The organism is Streptomyces sp. NPDC003691 (genome assembly GCF_053981115.1).
The window spans coordinates 12,923-29,131 of the sequence record NZ_JBSFNQ010000088.1 but is presented as its reverse complement, the minus strand read 5'-3'; the positions used below and the strand labels follow the sequence as shown (position 1 = coordinate 29,131).

Sequence of the window (16,209 nt, the reverse complement as noted above, 5' to 3'; positions counted from 1 at the left end):
CGCCTGACGCCGGAGCGCGCACCGCGGCCCCCGGAACCGTACGGTTCCGGGGGCCGCGGCGCGTCCGGGGACCGGAGCGGCTCCGCCGGGTTCCGTACGGCAGTGGGGGCCGCCGGACGGTGAACTGGCCCCGCAGGCACGGCGCACGGTGGTTCCGGACGTCTTCGCGCTACGGCGGGAGCGGCCGGTTCCGTACGGGCCCGGCGAGGCCGCCGCGTCGAGCCGGGGCCGCGCGGCGACCGCCGGGGCACGCCCCGGCCGTGGCCGGAGCCGCGGCACCGGGCGACTGCCCCGCAGGGGACCGCCGTCCCGCACGGCCGGTACGGAGGCCCGGTGGGGGCTGCTGCGGCAGACGCGGGTGTTCCGGGCGGGTCAGGGCCGACTGCCCGGAGGCCCGGTGGGGACTGCTGCGGCAGACGCGGGTGTTCCGGGCGGGTCAGGCCCGGCTGCGGCGGGAGCGGGCGGTTGCCGCACGGCGCGTCCCGGCGGCGGGCGGGACATGCGGCGGGAGCCCAGGGCCCGGGGCGGCGGCACCGTACGAACCGGCCCCGGCCTCTCCGGCCTCCTCGCGGAAGCGATACCGCGGGCACGGCCCTGGGCCCGTCCGCGGGACGGGCCCAGTCGGCCGCACGCTGCCGGGGGAGACCCCCGGCAGGGCTGCCCGCGCGGCCTGCGCCGTCCGCCCTGCCGCGGAGTGTCGGGCAGATCAGCAGGGCAGACGACGCGATCGGGGACCGCCGCACTGTACGAGGGGGAGCCGGCGGTCCGGCCGCCTCCTTGAGAGGCACCTCAGTCAATCGGCTCCGGGCCCGCGGCGGCAGCGCACACGGGCCCCCGTTACCGGCATTCCGTTCACACCCCGTGTGAACCGCGCGTCCACTACGCTGAGCGGACCGAGCCCACGGAGCGCCCGCATGCAGCCGAACACCCTGCTCGACGCCCTCCTCGACGAGGCGGGCTTCTCCCACGCGGGCCTCGCCGCCCGGGTCAACCAGGCGGGCAGGGCCAGAGGGCTGGCCCTGCGTTACGAGCACACCGCCGTCGCCCGCTGGCTCAAGGGGCAGCGGCCGCGCGGCCAGGTCCCCGATCTGATCTGCGAGGTGCTCGGCGGCAAGCTGCGCCGCTCCCTGACTCTGGGCGATATCGGGCTCGGCGTGGACGGTGCCCAGCCCTCCCCGCCCGGCACCCCGCTGTCGGGCTTCGTCGACCGGGCCACCGCCCTGTGGCGCTCCGACGAACAGCAGCGGAGGCATGTCATCGACGCGCCCGCGGTCACCGGCACCCCCGCGGTGATGCCGGTCTGGGAGTGGGAGAACCCCCCGGAGGACGCGGACGTCTCCCGGTCGGGCGTGACCCGGGTCTCCATGGCCGATGTCACCATGCTGCGGGCCGCCCGGGCGCACTACGAGCTGATGTACCGCAGGGCGGGCGGAGTGGCGACCCGTACCCGGATCGTCGGTTTCCTGAACTCCGAGACCGCGCCGCTGCTGCGCGGCTCGTACAGCGACGCGCTCGGACGGCAGTTGCACCGGGCGGCCGGCGGACTCGTCGCCGTCGCCGGGATCTGCGCCTACGACTCCGACGCCCACGGACTCGCCCAGCGCTACTTCCACCAGGCGCTGCGGCTCGCCAAGGCCAGCGGCGACCAGGGGCTGGGCGCCTATGTGATCGCCCTGCTGGTCAACCAGTCGCTGTTCCTCTCCGAGCACCGGCAGGCCGTCGCCTTCGCGGAGGCCGCCCTGCGGACGGCCGGCGGCCAGCTCACCCCGGCGCTCTCGGCCGACCTGTACGCGATGCAGGCGAAGGCGTACGCCCATCTCGGCGACCATGCGTCGGCGCTGCGCTGTATCGGACGGGCCGAATCCGAGGCCGACCGGATCCACCTCGGGGACGAGCCCGACGAGACCGGCTACGTCCAGCCCGGTCTGGTCAATGTGCAGGCGGCGGAGGCCCTGCTCAGTCTGGGTGATCTCGCCGGGGCCCGGGAGCACGCGTCGGCCGCCGCGGGGACGCCCGCCCACGACCGGGGCCGGGTGCACCGCCTCGCCATGCTCTGCGAGATCGAACTCTGCCAGGACGAGCCGGACCGGGCCGCGGCGACGGCCGTGGAGATGGCGGAGCGCGTACGGGGGATGGAGTCCCGGCGGCTGCGGGACCGGCTGCGGGCGGTCCGGGAGCATCTGCTGGCCAGCGGCAGTGCCCGCGCCCAGGAGTCGGCGGACCTCATCGACGAGGCGCTCAGGATCCCGCTGTGAGCCCCGCCGGGGCCGGACCCGGCAGCCGGACCCGGGGGTTGGACCCGATGACGTATCCGATGCCGTACCGCTGAGTCCGGCGGGCCTCCAGGGGGGTGTCCGGGGCCGCGGACCGCCGCCGCGGAGGGCGTTCCCCGGCCGGACCGCAACGACGGGCGATTCCGCTCAGCAAGATCGACTGCTGCGATGTTGCCACCTACGGTCCGAAAGGTGGCAGAACTGTGCAGTGGACGAACCTCAATGAGCAAACTGTGTATGAAAACCGCTGGTTCAGGGTGAATCTGGCGGATGTGCGGCTACCCGACGGCCGCCATCTGGACCACTTCCTCATCCGGCTCCGCGCCGTCGCCGTGGCGACGGCCGTCAACGAGGACAATGAGGTCCTCATGCTCTGGCGACACCGGTTCATCACCGACAGCTGGGGCTGGGAGCTGGCGGCGGGAGTGGTCGAGGACGGCGAGGAGATCGAGTCCGCGGCCGCCCGGGAGATGGAGGAGGAGACCGGCTGGCGGCCGGGCCCCCTGCGCCATCTGCTCACCGTCGAACCCGCCAACGGTCTGATCGACGCCCGGCACCATCTGTACTGGGCGGAGGGCGCGACCTACATCGGCCACCCCGAGGACGACTTCGAGTCCTCGCGCCGTGAGTGGGTTCCGCTGAAACTGATCCCCGAGCTGATCGCCCGGGGCCAGATCCCGGCCGCCAATATGGCGGCCGGACTGCTGATGCTGCATCACATGCGGCTGGGCTGAGCCCCGGTGGCCGCCGGTGCCGGGACCGGCGGCGTCGCGGGCGCAGACGGGCCTTGACGCCCGTCGACCCGAACAGCAGGCTCGCGGGCCCGTGAGTACCGGAGCGCGGGCACCAGGCCCGTGAGACACCACCGCAGGGCGTGCCGGTCCGTCCGGCCGGGGGCGGGCGGCAGGGCGCCCGGCCTCAGCCGTACGCGTACCGCATCCGCCGCGCCCCGCCGGCCGGTGGCGGTCAGCCGTACGGATAGAACCCCGAGCCCGTCTTGCGGCCCAGCCGGCCCGCGTCCACCATCCGCTGGAGCAGCGGCGGTGCGGCGTACAGCGGCTCCTTGAACTCCGCATACATCGAATCGGCCACCGAGGCGACGGTGTCGAGGCCGATCAGATCCGCCAGTTTCAGCGGCCCCATCGGGTGGGCGCAGCCCAGCTCCATGCCGTTGTCGATGTCCTCGCGGCTGGCGATGCCCGATTCGAACATCCGGATCGCGGAGAGCAGATACGGAATCAGCAGCGCGTTGACCACGAAGCCGGACCGGTCCTGGGCCCGGATCGGATGCTTCCCCAGCACCTGCTCCACCAGGGCCTCCGACCGCTTCACGGTCTCCTCGGAGGTGGTCAGTGCCGGGATCAGCTCCACCAGCTTCTGCACCGGCGCCGGATTGAAGAAGTGGATACCGATGACCTGGTCCGGCCGGGACGTCGCCACCGCCAGCTTCACCAGCGGAATGGAGGAGGTGTTGGAGGCCAGGATCGCGTCCGGCCGGGTCACCACCTGGTCGAGCACCTGGAAGATCTCCGTCTTCACCTGCTCGTTCTCCACGACCGCCTCGATCACCAGATCGCGGTCGGCGAACTCCCCGAGATCGGTGGTGAAGCTCAGCCGGGCCAGCGCCGCGTCCCGCTCGTCCGCCGAGATCTTGCCCCGCTCGGCGGCCTTCGTCAGGGAGTTGACCAGCCGGGTACGCCCCAGCTCCAGCGCCTCACCCGTCGTCTCGGCGACCTTCACCTCCAGACCGCTGCGGGCGGCAACCTCGGCGATGCCCGCGCCCATCTGGCCACAGCCCACCACTCCGACGCGTGCAATGTCGGCCATTGAGTCCGTCACCTCGTGCCTTTCGCTGCTTCCGTGCGGGATTCCCCGTATGGTTCCGGCGCCCGCCTCGACTGTACGACGTTACTCCGGATTCACTTCGGGCACGATGACCAGAGCGGGACGGGCCGGATACGGATCAGAAAGGTTTCAGGGCAAATGGCGCCTATCACCAGAAGAGGGTTTATGGCGGCGGCCGGGGCGGTGACCGGTCTGGCGACGGCCGGCGATGTGGCCGCGGTGCCGCGCGCGCCGGTGGCACCCGCCGCCGGGGCCCGCGCCGACACCGCGGAGTTCCGCGGTATGTGGCTGGCCACCATCACCAACCGGGACTGGCCCAGCAAGTCCGGACTGACCGCGGAGCAGCAGCGCACGGAGCTGATCGGCTGGCTCGACACGGCCGTCGCCCGCCGCCTCAACGCCGTGGTCTTCCAGGTCCGGCCGGCCGCGGACGCCTTCTGGCCGTCCCCTCACGAACCCTGGTCGCAGTATCTGACCGGAGTCCAGGGCCGGGACCCCGGCTGGGACCCGCTGGGCACCGCCGTCACCGAGGCCCACCGCCGCGGGCTGCAACTGCACGCCTGGTTCAACCCGTACCGGGTCGCCACCCACACCGACCCCACCCGGCTCGCCGAAGGACACCCGGCCCGGCGCAACCCGGGCTGGGTGCTGCCGTACGGCGGCAAGCTCTACTACAACCCGGGCGTGCCCGAGGTCCGTACCTTCGTCCAGGACGCCATGCTCGACGCCGTACGCCGGTACGACGTCGACGGCGTCCACTTCGACGACTACTTCTACCCCTACCCGGTGGCGGGCCAGTCCTTCGGCGACGACGCCACCTTCGCGCGCTACGGCGCGGGCTTCGCGAACAAGGCCGCCTGGCGGCGCGACAACATCGACCTTCTGGTGCGGGAGATGTCCGAGCGGATCAAGGCGACCAGGGCCGGTGTCGCCTTCGGGATCAGCCCGTTCGCGGTCTGGCGCAACGCCTCCACCGATCCGCGCGGCTCCGACACCCGCGGCGGCATCGAGACGTACGACGATCTGCACGCCGACACCCGGACCTGGGTCAAGGAGGGGTGGATCGACTACATCGTCCCGCAGATCTACTGGAACATCGGCTTCGCCGCGGCCGACTACGCGAAGCTGGTGCCCTGGTGGAACACGCTGGTGAAGGACACCGGCGTCGATCTCTACATCGGCGAGGCCCTCTACAAGGCGGGCGATCCGGCGCAGGGCACCCCCTGGCAGGACCCGGCGGAACTGTCCCGGCATCTGACCCTGGCGGAGAAGTACGGCGAGGTGAAGGGCCACTGCTTCTTCTCGGCGAAGGAGGTCAGGGCCGACCGGATCGGGGCGATGGCACGGGTGGTCGCGGACCACTACCCGGCGCGGGTCCCGGTGCCGTAGTCCGGCGGTCCGGTCCGCCCGCCGCGACCCGGGGGCGCGGCGCGCCGGCCGTGATCCGCGGACCCGGCCGCGGCGGGTGCCGGTGACCGCGGCCCGTCCGCCGACCCCGGTCGGGTGGGTGCGGCCGTCGCGGCGGTCGTGGCAGCCGTGGTGGGCGCGGTGACCGCCCACCGGGCGCCTGAAAGCCGGGCCGGGCGCCTCCGAGTCCCGGTCCGGCCGCCGCCCCGGCCCGGGGTACGGGGCCGGGACGGCGGGTCAGGCGGCGGGTTCGTGGGGCCGGACGACCGTGTCGGGTCCCGGGGACATCAGGGTCTCGTGCCCGTCGTCCTCGAACCGCACCCGGAAGGGCGGGCCGCCGTGCTCGCCGAGCACCTCGACGACCTCCGCGACCCGGTCGTGGTGGCCCACGGTCCTGCCGTGCACCAGCAGTTTGTCGCCCACATTCGCACGCATCGGGAGTGCCCTCCTCGAAGCCGGGGTGGTGGTCCGTGTGCTTCCGAGTCTACGGCCGCCCTCCGGCACCGCACCTTTGCCGCCGGGCCGCCCGGGCGGGGGGCCGGGCTTCGGTGGTACGGGTCCGGGAGTCCGGACCCCCGCCCGGTGCCCGGCGGTACGGGCTCCGGTCTGCCCCCGTCCCCGGTCTGCCCCCCGTCCCGGCCTTCCCCGTCTCCGGACGCGGCGCCGGTTTCCGGATGCGGGCCCCTCAGGCGCGGGCCCGCTGGGTCACCGCGATGCAGACCAGTACGGCCGCCGCGGCCACCGGCGCCGCCGCCGACAGATCCTCGTCCAGCAGGGCCACCGACCAGACCAGCGTCAGCAGCGGCTGCGCCAGCTGCAACTGGCTCGCCCGGGGGATCCCGATCGCCGCCATGCCCCGGTACCAGACGTACAGGCCGAAGAAGGTCGAGCCGCAGGCCACCCAGAGCAGCCCGGCCAGGCCCCGCGCGGTCAGCTCCACCGGCTCGTACGCCAGCGCCACCGCCGAGCCCGCGACCGCGAGCGGCAGGCAGAGGATCAGGGCCCAGCCGATCACCTGCCAGCCCGGCAGCTCCGCGGCCAGCCGGCCGCCCTCCGTGTACCCGGCCGCGCACACCAGCAGCGCGCCGAAGAGATACAGGTCCGCGGCCTGCAGCGCGCCGCCGCTCTGCGCCACCGTGAAGACGATCACCACGGCCGCCCCGGCCAGCGCGGCCGCCCAGAAGGTGCGGGACGGGCGGCGGCCGGTGCGCCGGGCGGCGAAGACCGCGGTCGTCAGCGGCAGCAGGCCCACCACCACGGCCGCGTGGGACGTGGTGGACGACTGGAGCGCGAGGCTCGTCAGCAGCGGATAGCCGACCACGACACCGCCCGCGACCACCAGCAGCGAGCCCCAGTGCCGCCGTTCCGGCAGCGGAACGCGGAGCGCCAGCAGGAAACCGCCGGCGACCAGCGCCGCGAGCACACTGCGCAGCGACACCAGGGACCAGACGCCGAAGGACTCCAGGCCCCAGACGGTGGACGGAAAGGTGAGGGAGAAGGCGACGACACCGGCGGTCGCGAGTGCCGTACCGGACCGGGCGCCGGCCGGTCCCCGGCCCGTGGCGGCGGGCCCGGTGGTCCGGGTGCCGACTGCTATCGGCGTGGTACGGATAGCGCTATTCTGTGCTCTCATGAATGAGAGTAGCAGCGTTGTCGAGCTGGCGAATGCTTTGCGAAATGAGGTGAACCGCTACTCGTCAGGTGGAAAGCTGCCATCGAGTCGTGCACTGGTCGAGCGCTACCGGGTCTCGCCGGTGACGGTCACCCGGGCCCTCGCCCGGCTGGCCGCCGAAGGGCTCGTCGTCACCCGCCCCGGAGCGGGGGCCTTCCGCGCCGAACGGCCCGCCGGGCCGCCGCCCGCCGGTGACACCTCCTGGCAGGAGGTGAGCCTGAGCGCCGCCGGCGCCGCCGAATCCGTACCGCGGTCGGTCGACGCCTCCGGCGTCCTTGCCACCCTCGCCGCGCCCCCGGCGGGCACCGTCGAACTCAACGGCGGCTATCTCCACCCCTCCCTCCAGCCCGAGCACGCCATGGCCGCCGCGCTCGCCCGTGCCGGACGCCGCCCCGGCGCCTGGGGGCGGCCGCCCACGGACGGGCTGCCCGAGCTGCGGGAGTGGTTCGCGCGGGGCATCGGCGCACCGCTGACCGCCGCCGACGTCCTCGTCACGGCCGGCGGCCAGTCCGCGCTCACCACCGCCCTGCGGGCCCTCGCCCCGCCCGGTGCCCCGGTGCTCGTCGAGTCCCCGACCTACCCCGGCCTTCTCGCCATCGCCCGCGCGGCCGGACTGCGGCCCGTGCCCGTACCGGCCGACGCGGACGGCGTCCGCACCGAACTCCTCGCCGCGGCCTTCGAGGCCACCGGCGCCCGGGTCTTCGTCTGCCAGCCCCTCTTCCAGAACCCGACCGGCGCGGTGCTCCACCCGGACCGGCGGCCCGAGGTGCTGAGGATCGCCCGCGCCGCCGGGGCCTTCGTCGTCGAGGACGACTTCGCCCGCCGTCTCGTCCACGAGGACGCGCCCCCGCTGCCGCGCCCCCTGGCCGCAGACGACCCCGACGGGGTCGTCGTCCATGTCGGTTCGCTGACGAAGGTCTGCTCCCCGAGCCTCCGCGTCGGCATGCTCGCGGCCCGCGGCCCCGTTCTCGAACGGCTGCGGGCCATCCATGTCGTGGACAGCTTCTTCGTCGCCCGCCCCCTCCAGGAAGCCACCCTCGAACTGGTTGGTGCACCGGCCTGGAACCGCCATCTGCGGACCGTCGCCGCCGCGCTGAGGGAACGCCGCACCGCGCTGGTTGCTGCCGTCACCGGTGCCCTGCCCGAACTCGCCCTGCCGTCCGTCCCCCACGGCGGCCACCACCTCTGGCTCCGGCTGCCCGACGGCACCGGCGAACCCGCCCTGCACGCGGCGGCGCTGCGCGCGGGCGTGGCGGTGACCGCCGGACGGCCCTACTACTGCGCGGAGCCCCCGGCCGGATACCTCCGGCTGAGCTTCGCGGCCGTCGCGTCCACGGCGGACCTCACGGAGGGCGTACGCCGTCTCCGTACCGCCTTCGAGGAAATCCGGACCTGAGGGTCCCACCCGGGTTCCGTCCGGTCCCGCACGGCCGCCGCACCGGCGGAGGCCGGGGACGCCGTACGCCCGCCACGCCGTGCCCCGCGCCGCCGCCCGGGCGCTCATACGGGGTCGCCCCCGTACGGCTGCTCCGGCCCCGCCCCGCCCCGGGCCCTGCGGAGCCCGCCGGGCGCCGGAGGTCAGCCGGGGCGTCCGGACCGAGCGGGGGAGGCGCCGTCGGCCTTGCCCGGGCCGATCCGCCCGGCGCGCCGGTGGGCCGCGACCCGTTCCCGTGTCGCGCAGCGGCGGGAGCAGTAGCGGCGTACGGGGCCGCTGCCCTGGGCCAGGAAGACCCGCTCGCACGCGGGGGAGGCGCAGACGCCGCCGGGCGGGCGCTGGCGGTCCCAGACCAGGACCGTGAGGGCCAGCGAGGAGGAGGCCAGCAGCCATTCGCCCCAGGGCGCGTCGTCGTCGCCGTCGAGGTGGGGGTGCCAGGGCGACTCCCCGCCGTGCGACGTCAGCCGGAGCGGGCCGGTGCTCAGCGGCAGCAGGGCGTTGAGCCGTCCGGCGGCGGTGTCGGTGTCCCCGGCCGCGAATACCGGGCGCAGTCTCGCGGCGGCCTCCCGCAGCTCGGTGATATCCCGGGCGGACAGCTCGTCCACCCGCTCCCCGTGGGCGCGCAGCACGGCGGCCACCCCGTCCGGCGCCGGATCCCCGGGGCCGGACAGCGCGTTGACGAGTGCCGCGGTACGGGCGGCGACCGCCGCCACCGAGTGCCGGGCCGACCAGGCATCGCGCCGGTTTCCGCCTGCCGGAACGGTTGCGGGGGTGTCTGCCGGGACCATACGGAGAACGTATCGCATGTAACGCATCTGGTGAACATTTGAGTTACCTGCGTAACGTGCCGGGAATGCTGAAGCGTTACGGAGACAGTGAGCGGCCCCCGTACGGGCTCGCGCGGTACACGGCCGGAGCGGCGGCCGCCCGCACCGGCGACGAGATGTCCGGCCCCGCACTGGTCCTCGCCGGTCTTGCCGCCACCGGCTCCGCCGTCGCCGCGTCCGCCCTTCTCTCGGCCGTCACGGTCGCCGCGGCGGCGGGCGGCCCGCTCCTCGGCACCCTGCTGGACCGCTCCGCCCGGCCCGGCCGGCTGCTCGCCGGGGCGCTCGGCGGATACGCCCTCGCCCTGCTGGTGATCCTCCTCTGCCTGGGCCGCGCGCCCCTCGGCCTCACCCTCGCGGTCGCCGTGCTCGCCGGATTCCTCGCCCCCGCCGTCGCGGGCGGCTGGACCTCCCAGCTGCCCCGGATCACACCGCCCGGCAGGCTCGACCGCGCCAACGCGCTGGACGCGATGACCTTCAACGCCGCCGGGCTCACCGGCCCCGTGCTCGCCGGAGGCGCCGCCCTGCTCGCGGGCGCGAACACCGCGGTCGCGGCCGCCGCGGCCCTGGTCGCCATGGCCCTCCCGGCGGCCCTCGCCCTCCCGGGTTCCGGCGGACCCCGCTACGGCCCCGGCGGTCCCGGCCGCACCCGCGCCGGGACGGCCCCTCTCCAAGGCGCCGCCCACCTGTCCCGTTCCACGCTCTCCCTCCGGTCCGTCGGCGAGGAAGTCGCCGACGGATTCCGGGCGATCGCGCGCACCGGCCCGTTGGCCCGTGCCACCACCGCCTCGGTCGTCTCCTGCGTCGGCCAGGGCACCTTCCTGGCCTGCGCGCCGCTCCTCGGAGAGCGGGCGTTCGGCTCCGCCACCGGGGGAACCCTGCTGCTCGCCGTCGTCGCGGCCGCCGCCCTCACCGCCAACGCCCTGCAGGCCCGCCGCCGGAACCGCCCGCGCCCCGAGACGGTCCTGGGGGCGAGTACGGCCGTACTCGCCGTCGCCCTGACCCTGCTGTCCCTGCCCCACCCCCTCGCCGTCGTCGCCGGTGCCGTCCTGCTGGGCGCGGGCGAAGGACCGCAGCTCACGGCGGTCTTCGCGATCCGGCACCGGGAATCACCGGTACGCCTGCGCGGCCGGATCTTCACCACCGGGGCCAGCCTGAAGATCACCGGCTTCGCCGTGGGCGCGGCCGCCGCCGGACCACTCGCCGCCCACTCCCTCACCCTTGCCCTGCTGACCGCCGCGGCGCTCCAGCCGCTCGCCGTCCTCACGCTCTTCCACCACCGCCGCGGCAGCGCCCTGGGGAGGGCGGTGCCGGAGCGTACGGTCGGGACGGAAGAATGCGAAGACGGGACCGTCGCACGGCGGCCCTGACCACCATCCGCCCGGGAGGAACCCATGCTCGGCGCCGACGACTTCACCGACACCGGATGGGCCACGGTCCGCCTCCCGGACGGCCGGGACCTGGTGGTCTCGTTCGACACAGACACGGACACAGACACAGACAGGGGCACGGACAGGGGCACGGACACCGGCACCGACACGGACACCGGCACCCCGCCCGGCTCCGCCGCGAAACCCGCTCCCGGCACGGGCCCCGGCACCGCCCCCTCCCCGCCGCTTCCGTCCGTCACCGGGCTGCTGCTCAGGGTGCGGAATCTGCTCGCCGACTTCGGCGCGGTCCGCCGTACCGCCGTCGAGCATCTCTGGGAGTGGGGAGCGGACCCCTCCGACACCGACGAGGACCGCGCCGAGTTCACCACGGCGATGCACCCCAGCGACCTCGTCGTCAGCCCCGATGGCGGCTTCGCCCTCCACTACCAGGACACGGGCGGACGGATGCCGGACGGTTACTGGCCCGCCGTGCACTTCGCGGCGGACGGCACCCCGGTCCGGGTCACCGTCGAGAGCTGACCCGCCGCCCCGCCGCTCCCGTCAGCTCCGCCGGATCACCAGCCTCTCCACCTCGTACGACATCTCCGAGACGGCCGGGTCGGGTGCCGGGTGGTAACGCCCGGCGCAGACCGAGAGGTTGACGATGAGATACGCCTGCCAGCGTCTGCCCACCCCCCGGTAGTCGGCGAACACCCGCCGGCCGTTCACCCACCACACCACCGAACGCGCACCCAGCTCCACCGTGAAATCCACCCAGCCGCCCGGTTCGATCGCCGGATCCCGGTAGTAGCGGTGGCCGCCCCGGACCCGGTTCGACAGCTCCAGCAGATCCGGATTGTCCGGGTGGTACTCGAAGACGTCGATCTCCTGGTCGCCGTCGCGCCAGGTCCAGATCGCCGGCCAGGCCCCGATTTCCTCCGGCAGCCGCACCCGCGCCTCCAGCACATCGCCGGCGCGCACCATGAAGCCCTGCTCGCTGCCTTCCGTCGTGAGCAGGCCCGCGTCCCACTTCCCGTCCTCCCGCCGGGTCGCCCGGAACACTCCGCCTCTGCTGTACGCCGGATCCTCCACCAGATGATCCAGCTTGTTGTCCCCGGGGTTCTCCGGGCCGCCCCCCGGATAGGCCCAGGAACGCCCCGCCACCCACTGGGTGGTCGAGGCGAAGTCCGCCGTGAAGACCACCTCGCCGCCACCCGGGCCGCCGTCACCGCCCGGCAGCGGCCACCACCGCCTCAACCTGCTGAAACCGTCGACCAGCACCGCGCACCTCCCGTACAAACAGTCGAACCCTCCCCGGTCCGGGTTCTGCCCGCCTCCGCACGACCCATGCCGAAGTGCTCACGCAATGACACGAATTGGTGACACAGGGCGATGGTTCGCGGTCCGGAGAGCCGGGCCCGGCCGACCGCGGACAGCGCGGCCCGGCAAGATCCGAAGAGACGGCCGAGACCGCCCCGCGCCCCGCCCCGCGCCCCGCTCCGGACGACCGGCGGCCGGCCCCGGCCCCGTGCGGCCGCCGGGTCCTCATCCACCGCAGGACCGCGGGGCACCTGCTGTTCCCGCTGCTCTACCCGGCCCCGCGCGGGCGCCACCCCGGCGCCCGGCCCGCGAGGCCCCGCCCCGCCCACCACCCCGAAAACCGCGGGCGCTCCGGCCCCGGCCCGGGCAGGATGCCGCTGTGCATCACCTTCTGTCCGGGCTGGCGGCCAACCCCGCCCTGCCGCCCGAACTGGTCGACCGGCTGATCGAACGCGCGGACGCGGACCTGGCCGACGACCTCGCCTGCCGCGCGGACCTCGGCCGTGCCCAGGCGGTCGCCCTGGCGGCGCGCGTCGGGGAGAGCACCGTACGGCTCGCGTACAACGGCCGGCTGACCACCGCCGACATCGACCCCGCGGCTCAGCCGCGCGCCGCCCTCGCTCTCCTCTCCCAACACGCCGGAAGACCGGAATGGGCCCGCCTCCTCGCGGTGGACCCGGCCGCCGAACACCGGGAGGAGTTGGCGGCCTGCCCCGGACTCCCGCCCGATGTGGTGGAGTTGCTCGCCGCGGACACGGACGTGAGGGTCGTCGCGGAGCTCGCCCCGCGGGCTCCGGCCGAAACCGCCGCGGCACTGGCCGGGCATCCGCACGCCGATGTCCGCCGTGCGGCAGCGGCCAACCCGGTCACCCCTCCGCCTCTGCTGGCGGCACTGCTCACCGGCGAGGGCCTCCCCCCGCCCCGGCGATGCCGGGTCTGCGACCGCGAGGAGACTCCGTTCGTACACGACCCGCACTGTCCCCGGCAGGCGTGCGAGCTGCTGCCCGGCGACTCCTGCGACGGCACCCACGAGTCCACCGTGCACGGGATACAGCTGATGGCACTGGAGAACCCGGCCACCCCCACCGACGCCGTCGCCGGCTTCGCCGACCACCCCTCACCGCTGCTCCGCACGGCCCTCGCGGCCCGGGCCGACCTGCCGCCGGAGACAGCCGGACGGCTCGCCTCCGACCCGTATCCCGGTGTCCGGGCCGACCTCGCCGGCAATCCCGCGGTCGGCGAGGCGCTGATCCGCGTTCTCGCTGAGGACCGCGGCCACGATGTGCGGCGCAGGCTCGCCCATCATCCGCGGGTGCCGCTCGACGTGCTGGTCCGGCTGGCCGGTGCCGTCAGGATCGGCCCGGTCCTGCTCCCGCGGATCGCCGCCGCCACTCCCGCCGAGACCGCGGAACTGGCCGGGTCACCGGAGCCCGCCGTCCGCATGCTCGTGGCCCGGAGACGTGACCTGCCGGCCGGAATCCGTGACCGGCTGGCCGTCGATCCCGACGCGAAGGTGGTGACGTCCGTCGCTTCGCACCCCGGTCTCTCCGAAGCGCAACTGCGCGCCATGACCGGCCGGCACGGAGCCCGGGTCAGTGCCGGGGTGGCCGCCAACCCGGACGCGCCCCGCGCGCTGCTGGAGGACCTGACCCGGCAGGAACCGCCCGTACGGAAAGCGCTCCGCGAAATCGCCCGGCACCCCCGCGCGACGGGCCCGGCGCTGCTCAACTGCCTGGCGGACGACGGGGCGCGCCCCCTGGCCGCCGCTCATCCGGCCCTTCCGCCGCACCGCGTCGCGGAGCTGCTCACCGACACCGACCCCCAGGTGGCGGAAGCCGCGGCGGCCAACCCGTCCCTGCCCCGCGCCGTGATGTACGACCTGGTGCCCCGCAGGTAGGAACCAGCTCCCGGGAGCCGCGCCGCCCCGCCCCGCCACCGGTCAGCGCCCGGCGAGGAGTTCCAGCGTGTCGATCACACGGTGGGAGAAACCCCACTCGTTGTCGTACCAGGCGACCACCTTCACACGGTTGCCGTCCACCCGGGTCAGCTCCGAGTCGAAGACCGACGAGGCGGGGTTGCCCGTGATGTCGGACGAGACGAGCGGGTCGTCCGAGTACTCCAGGATGCCCGCGAGCGGCCCCTCCGCCGCGGCCCGGTACGCCGCGAGCACCTCGTCGCGCGTCACGGCCCGGGTGACGGTCGTATTGAGCTCGACGATCGAACCCACCGGGACCGGCACCCGGATGGAGTCGCCCGACAACCTGCCGTCCAGGCCCGGCAGGACGAGCCCGATCGCCTTGGCGGCGCCCGTCGTGGTCGGCACGATGTTGACGGCGGCCGCCCGGGCACGGCGCGCGTCGCGATGCGGGCCGTCCTGGAGGTTCTGCTCCTGCGTGTAGGCGTGCACCGTCGTCATGAAGCCGTGCTCGATGCCCGCCAGGCCGTCGAGCACCGCGGCCAGCGGCGCCAGGGCGTTGGTGGTGCAGGAGGCGTTCGAGACGATCGTGTGCCGGTCCGGGTCGTACGCGTCCGTATTGACCCCGTACGCCAGCGTCACATCGGCACCCTCGGACGGCGCGCCGACCAGGACCTTCCGGGCGCCGGCCACGAGATGGGCGCGGGCGGCCGCGGCCGAGGTGAAACGGCCGGTCGCCTCCAGCACGATGTCCACGCCGAGCGCCGCCCACGGCAGCTGCACCGGGTCGCGCTCGGCGAGCACCGCGATACGGCGGCCGTCGACGACGAGGGTGTCGCCGTCCACGGACACCGGGCGGCCCAGCCGGCCCGCCGTCGAGTCGAAGGCGAGCAGCCGGGCCAGGACGGCGGGCTCCGTCAGGTCGTTGACCGCGACGATCTCCAGGTCGCTGTCGCGTTCCAGCAGCGCACGCAGCACATTGCGTCCGATGCGGCCGAATCCGTTGATGGCGATGCGTGTCATGAGAGGTGTCCCTTCGGTTCCCCCTCACTGTCGCCCGCCGCCTCCGCCCGTGACAGCGGCGCGATCGCCAGGGTTCACAAGGATCGCGCCAGGCGGCGGGAGGGCGTCACTCGCCCCGGGTGAAGGTCCGCCGGTACTCGGTGGGCGTCGTGCCGAGGACGCGGTGGAAGTGCAGCCGCAGATTCGCGCCCGTCCCCAGCCCGGTGTCGGCGGCGATCCGCTCGACCTGCCGGTCCGATCGTTCGAGCAGCTCACGGGCGAGGTCGATACGGGCGCGCATCACCCACTCCATCGGCGTGTACCCCGTGTCCTCGGCGAAGCGCCGCGAGAAGGTACGCGGCGATACGGCGGCGTGCCGGGCGAGCCGTTCCAGCGTGAGGGGCTCGGCCAGCCGGTGCAGCGCCCACTCGCGGGTCGCGGCGAACCGCTCGCCCAGCGGCTCGGGCAGGCTCCGCGGCACGTACTGCGCCTGGCCGCCGCTCCGGTACGGGGCCGCGACCAGACGCCGGGCCGCGTGGTTCGACGCGGCGACGCCGAGGTCGCCCCGGAGGACATGGAGGCACAGGTCGATGCCCGAGGCCGCGCCGGCCGATGTCAGCACCGTGCCCTCGTCGACGAAGAGGACGTTCTCGTCGACCCGGACCAGCGGATACTTCGCCGCGAGGGCCCGCGCGTAGTGCCAGTGCGTCGTGGCGCGCTTCCCGTCGAGCAGACCCGTGGCGGCCAGCGCGAACGCCCCCGTCGAGATGGCGGCGAGCCGCGCACCCCGGTCATGGGCGGCGACCAGGGCGTCGACGACCGCCCGCGGCGGATCGTCGCGGCCCGGGAACCGGTATCCGGGGACGAAGACGATATCGGCCCACTCCAGCGCGGACAGCCCGTGGGCGACGTCGTACGACAGCCCGTCGCCCCCGGCCACACGACCGGGCGCCGCCCCGCAGACCCGTACCTCGTACGGCATGCTCGCGCGGGTCGTGAAGACCTGCGCCGGAATGCCGACGTCCAGCGGCTTCGCGCCCTCCAGGACGAGAACGGCGACACGGTGCAGACGGGAGGCGGACACGGAAGAGAGGGTACGCCGGGGTGCGGCAGCCCTGACCGGGCACTTCGGCCGGCCGGCCGGGC

The 16,209-nt window shown here is 74.5% G+C and carries 14 protein-coding genes; 7 read left to right on the top strand and 7 right to left on the bottom strand.

Features of this window, described 5'->3' with window-relative positions; genetic code table 11:
- Positions 1–914 precede the first annotated feature (914 nt).
- Together ACWDR0_RS29005 and ACWDR0_RS29000 are read left to right on the top strand one after the other, a co-directional pair.
- Positions 915–2,255 carry a transcriptional regulator gene (locus ACWDR0_RS29005; protein WP_456354753.1) on the top strand — a complete coding sequence of 447 codons (1,341 nt, stop codon included), beginning with the start codon at positions 915–917 and terminating at the stop codon, positions 2,253–2,255.
- A gap of 221 nt (positions 2,256–2,476) precedes the next feature.
- The gene (locus tag ACWDR0_RS29000; RefSeq protein ID WP_187144582.1) at positions 2,477–3,007 is read left to right on the top strand and encodes an NUDIX hydrolase; all 531 of its coding nucleotides are present in this window, start codon (positions 2,477–2,479) and stop codon (positions 3,005–3,007) included.
- Between the two features lie 232 nt (positions 3,008–3,239).
- Here the strand turns inward: ACWDR0_RS29000 and ACWDR0_RS28995 are convergent, their stop codons facing one another.
- Complete coding sequence (locus ACWDR0_RS28995) at positions 3,240–4,100, bottom strand: 3-hydroxybutyryl-CoA dehydrogenase (protein WP_456354752.1); 861 nt, start codon at positions 4,098–4,100, stop codon at positions 3,240–3,242.
- A 156-nt stretch (positions 4,101–4,256) separates the two neighbouring features.
- On the opposite strand from ACWDR0_RS28995, the gene ACWDR0_RS28990 reads away from it, so the two are divergent.
- The gene (locus tag ACWDR0_RS28990) at positions 4,257–5,507 is read left to right on the top strand and encodes a glycoside hydrolase family 10 protein (RefSeq protein WP_456354751.1); all 1,251 of its coding nucleotides are present in this window, start codon (positions 4,257–4,259) and stop codon (positions 5,505–5,507) included.
- Between the two features lie 255 nt (positions 5,508–5,762).
- Here ACWDR0_RS28990 and ACWDR0_RS28985 read toward each other — a convergent pair whose 3' ends face one another.
- Positions 5,763–5,960, bottom strand: coding sequence for a DUF1918 domain-containing protein (locus ACWDR0_RS28985; protein ID WP_456354750.1), 198 nt, complete (start codon positions 5,958–5,960; stop codon positions 5,763–5,765).
- Positions 5,961–6,210: 250 nt separating this feature from the next.
- Positions 6,211–7,158 carry a DMT family transporter gene (locus tag ACWDR0_RS28980; RefSeq protein ID WP_456354749.1) on the bottom strand — a complete coding sequence of 316 codons (948 nt, stop codon included), beginning with the start codon at positions 7,156–7,158 and terminating at the stop codon, positions 6,211–6,213.
- Between ACWDR0_RS28980 and ACWDR0_RS28975 the strand changes: the two genes are divergently transcribed.
- The gene (locus tag ACWDR0_RS28975) at positions 7,157–8,593 is read left to right on the top strand and encodes an aminotransferase-like domain-containing protein (RefSeq protein ID WP_456354748.1); all 1,437 of its coding nucleotides are present in this window, start codon (positions 7,157–7,159) and stop codon (positions 8,591–8,593) included. The genes ACWDR0_RS28980 and ACWDR0_RS28975 overlap by 2 nt on opposite strands.
- A 182-nt stretch (positions 8,594–8,775) precedes the next feature.
- Here the strand turns inward: ACWDR0_RS28975 and ACWDR0_RS28970 are convergent, their stop codons facing one another.
- Positions 8,776–9,420 (bottom strand): CGNR zinc finger domain-containing protein, encoded by a 645-nt coding sequence (locus ACWDR0_RS28970; RefSeq protein ID WP_456354747.1) that lies wholly within the window; start codon positions 9,418–9,420, stop codon positions 8,776–8,778.
- A 65-nt stretch (positions 9,421–9,485) separates the two neighbouring features.
- On the opposite strand from ACWDR0_RS28970, the gene ACWDR0_RS28965 reads away from it, so the two are divergent.
- Entirely contained in the window at positions 9,486–10,826 is a 1,341-nt protein-coding gene (locus tag ACWDR0_RS28965; protein ID WP_456354746.1) for an MFS transporter, read from the top strand.
- A gap of 24 nt (positions 10,827–10,850) precedes the next feature.
- Complete coding sequence (locus tag ACWDR0_RS28960; RefSeq protein ID WP_456354745.1) at positions 10,851–11,366, top strand: hypothetical protein; 516 nt, start codon at positions 10,851–10,853, stop codon at positions 11,364–11,366.
- Between the two features lie 21 nt (positions 11,367–11,387).
- Here ACWDR0_RS28960 and ACWDR0_RS28955 read toward each other — a convergent pair whose 3' ends face one another.
- Positions 11,388–12,029 carry a beta-glucanase gene (locus ACWDR0_RS28955; protein WP_456354754.1) on the bottom strand — a complete coding sequence of 214 codons (642 nt, stop codon included), beginning with the start codon at positions 12,027–12,029 and terminating at the stop codon, positions 11,388–11,390.
- 496 nt (positions 12,030–12,525) lie between these two features.
- Between ACWDR0_RS28955 and ACWDR0_RS28950 the strand changes: the two genes are divergently transcribed.
- On the top strand, positions 12,526–14,043 hold the full coding sequence (locus ACWDR0_RS28950; RefSeq protein WP_456354744.1) for a hypothetical protein: 1,518 nt from the start codon (positions 12,526–12,528) through the stop codon (positions 14,041–14,043).
- A gap of 42 nt (positions 14,044–14,085) precedes the next feature.
- Here ACWDR0_RS28950 and gap read toward each other — a convergent pair whose 3' ends face one another.
- Positions 14,086–15,084: a type I glyceraldehyde-3-phosphate dehydrogenase gene (gap, locus tag ACWDR0_RS28945; RefSeq protein WP_456354743.1), complete on the bottom strand. Its 999-nt coding sequence runs from the start codon at positions 15,082–15,084 to the stop codon at positions 14,086–14,088.
- Between the two features lie 106 nt (positions 15,085–15,190).
- The gene (locus ACWDR0_RS28940; protein ID WP_456354742.1) at positions 15,191–16,147 is read right to left on the bottom strand and encodes a GlxA family transcriptional regulator; all 957 of its coding nucleotides are present in this window, start codon (positions 16,145–16,147) and stop codon (positions 15,191–15,193) included.
- Positions 16,148–16,209 lie beyond the last annotated feature (62 nt).

Bases quoted from the DNA above. Each gene is read 5' to 3' on its own strand.
- gap (WP_456354743.1), bottom strand. From the start codon at position 15,084: ATGACACGCATCGCCATCAACGGATTCGGCCGCATCGGACGCAATGTG.
- ACWDR0_RS28995 (WP_456354752.1), bottom strand. From the start codon at position 4,100: ATGGCCGACATTGCACGCGTCGGAGTGGTGGGCTGTGGCCAGATGGGC.
- ACWDR0_RS28990 (WP_456354751.1), top strand. From the start codon at position 4,257: ATGGCGCCTATCACCAGAAGAGGGTTTATGGCGGCGGCCGGGGCGGTG.
- ACWDR0_RS28980 (WP_456354749.1), bottom strand. From the start codon at position 7,158: ATGAGAGCACAGAATAGCGCTATCCGTACCACGCCGATAGCAGTCGGC.
- ACWDR0_RS28960 (WP_456354745.1), top strand. From the start codon at position 10,851: ATGCTCGGCGCCGACGACTTCACCGACACCGGATGGGCCACGGTCCGC.
- ACWDR0_RS28985 (WP_456354750.1), bottom strand. From the start codon at position 5,960: ATGCGTGCGAATGTGGGCGACAAACTGCTGGTGCACGGCAGGACCGTG.
- ACWDR0_RS28975 (WP_456354748.1), top strand. From the start codon at position 7,157: ATGAATGAGAGTAGCAGCGTTGTCGAGCTGGCGAATGCTTTGCGAAAT.
- ACWDR0_RS28970 (WP_456354747.1), bottom strand. From the start codon at position 9,420: ATGGTCCCGGCAGACACCCCCGCAACCGTTCCGGCAGGCGGAAACCGG.
- ACWDR0_RS28965 (WP_456354746.1), top strand. From the start codon at position 9,486: ATGCTGAAGCGTTACGGAGACAGTGAGCGGCCCCCGTACGGGCTCGCG.
- ACWDR0_RS29005 (WP_456354753.1), top strand. From the start codon at position 915: ATGCAGCCGAACACCCTGCTCGACGCCCTCCTCGACGAGGCGGGCTTC.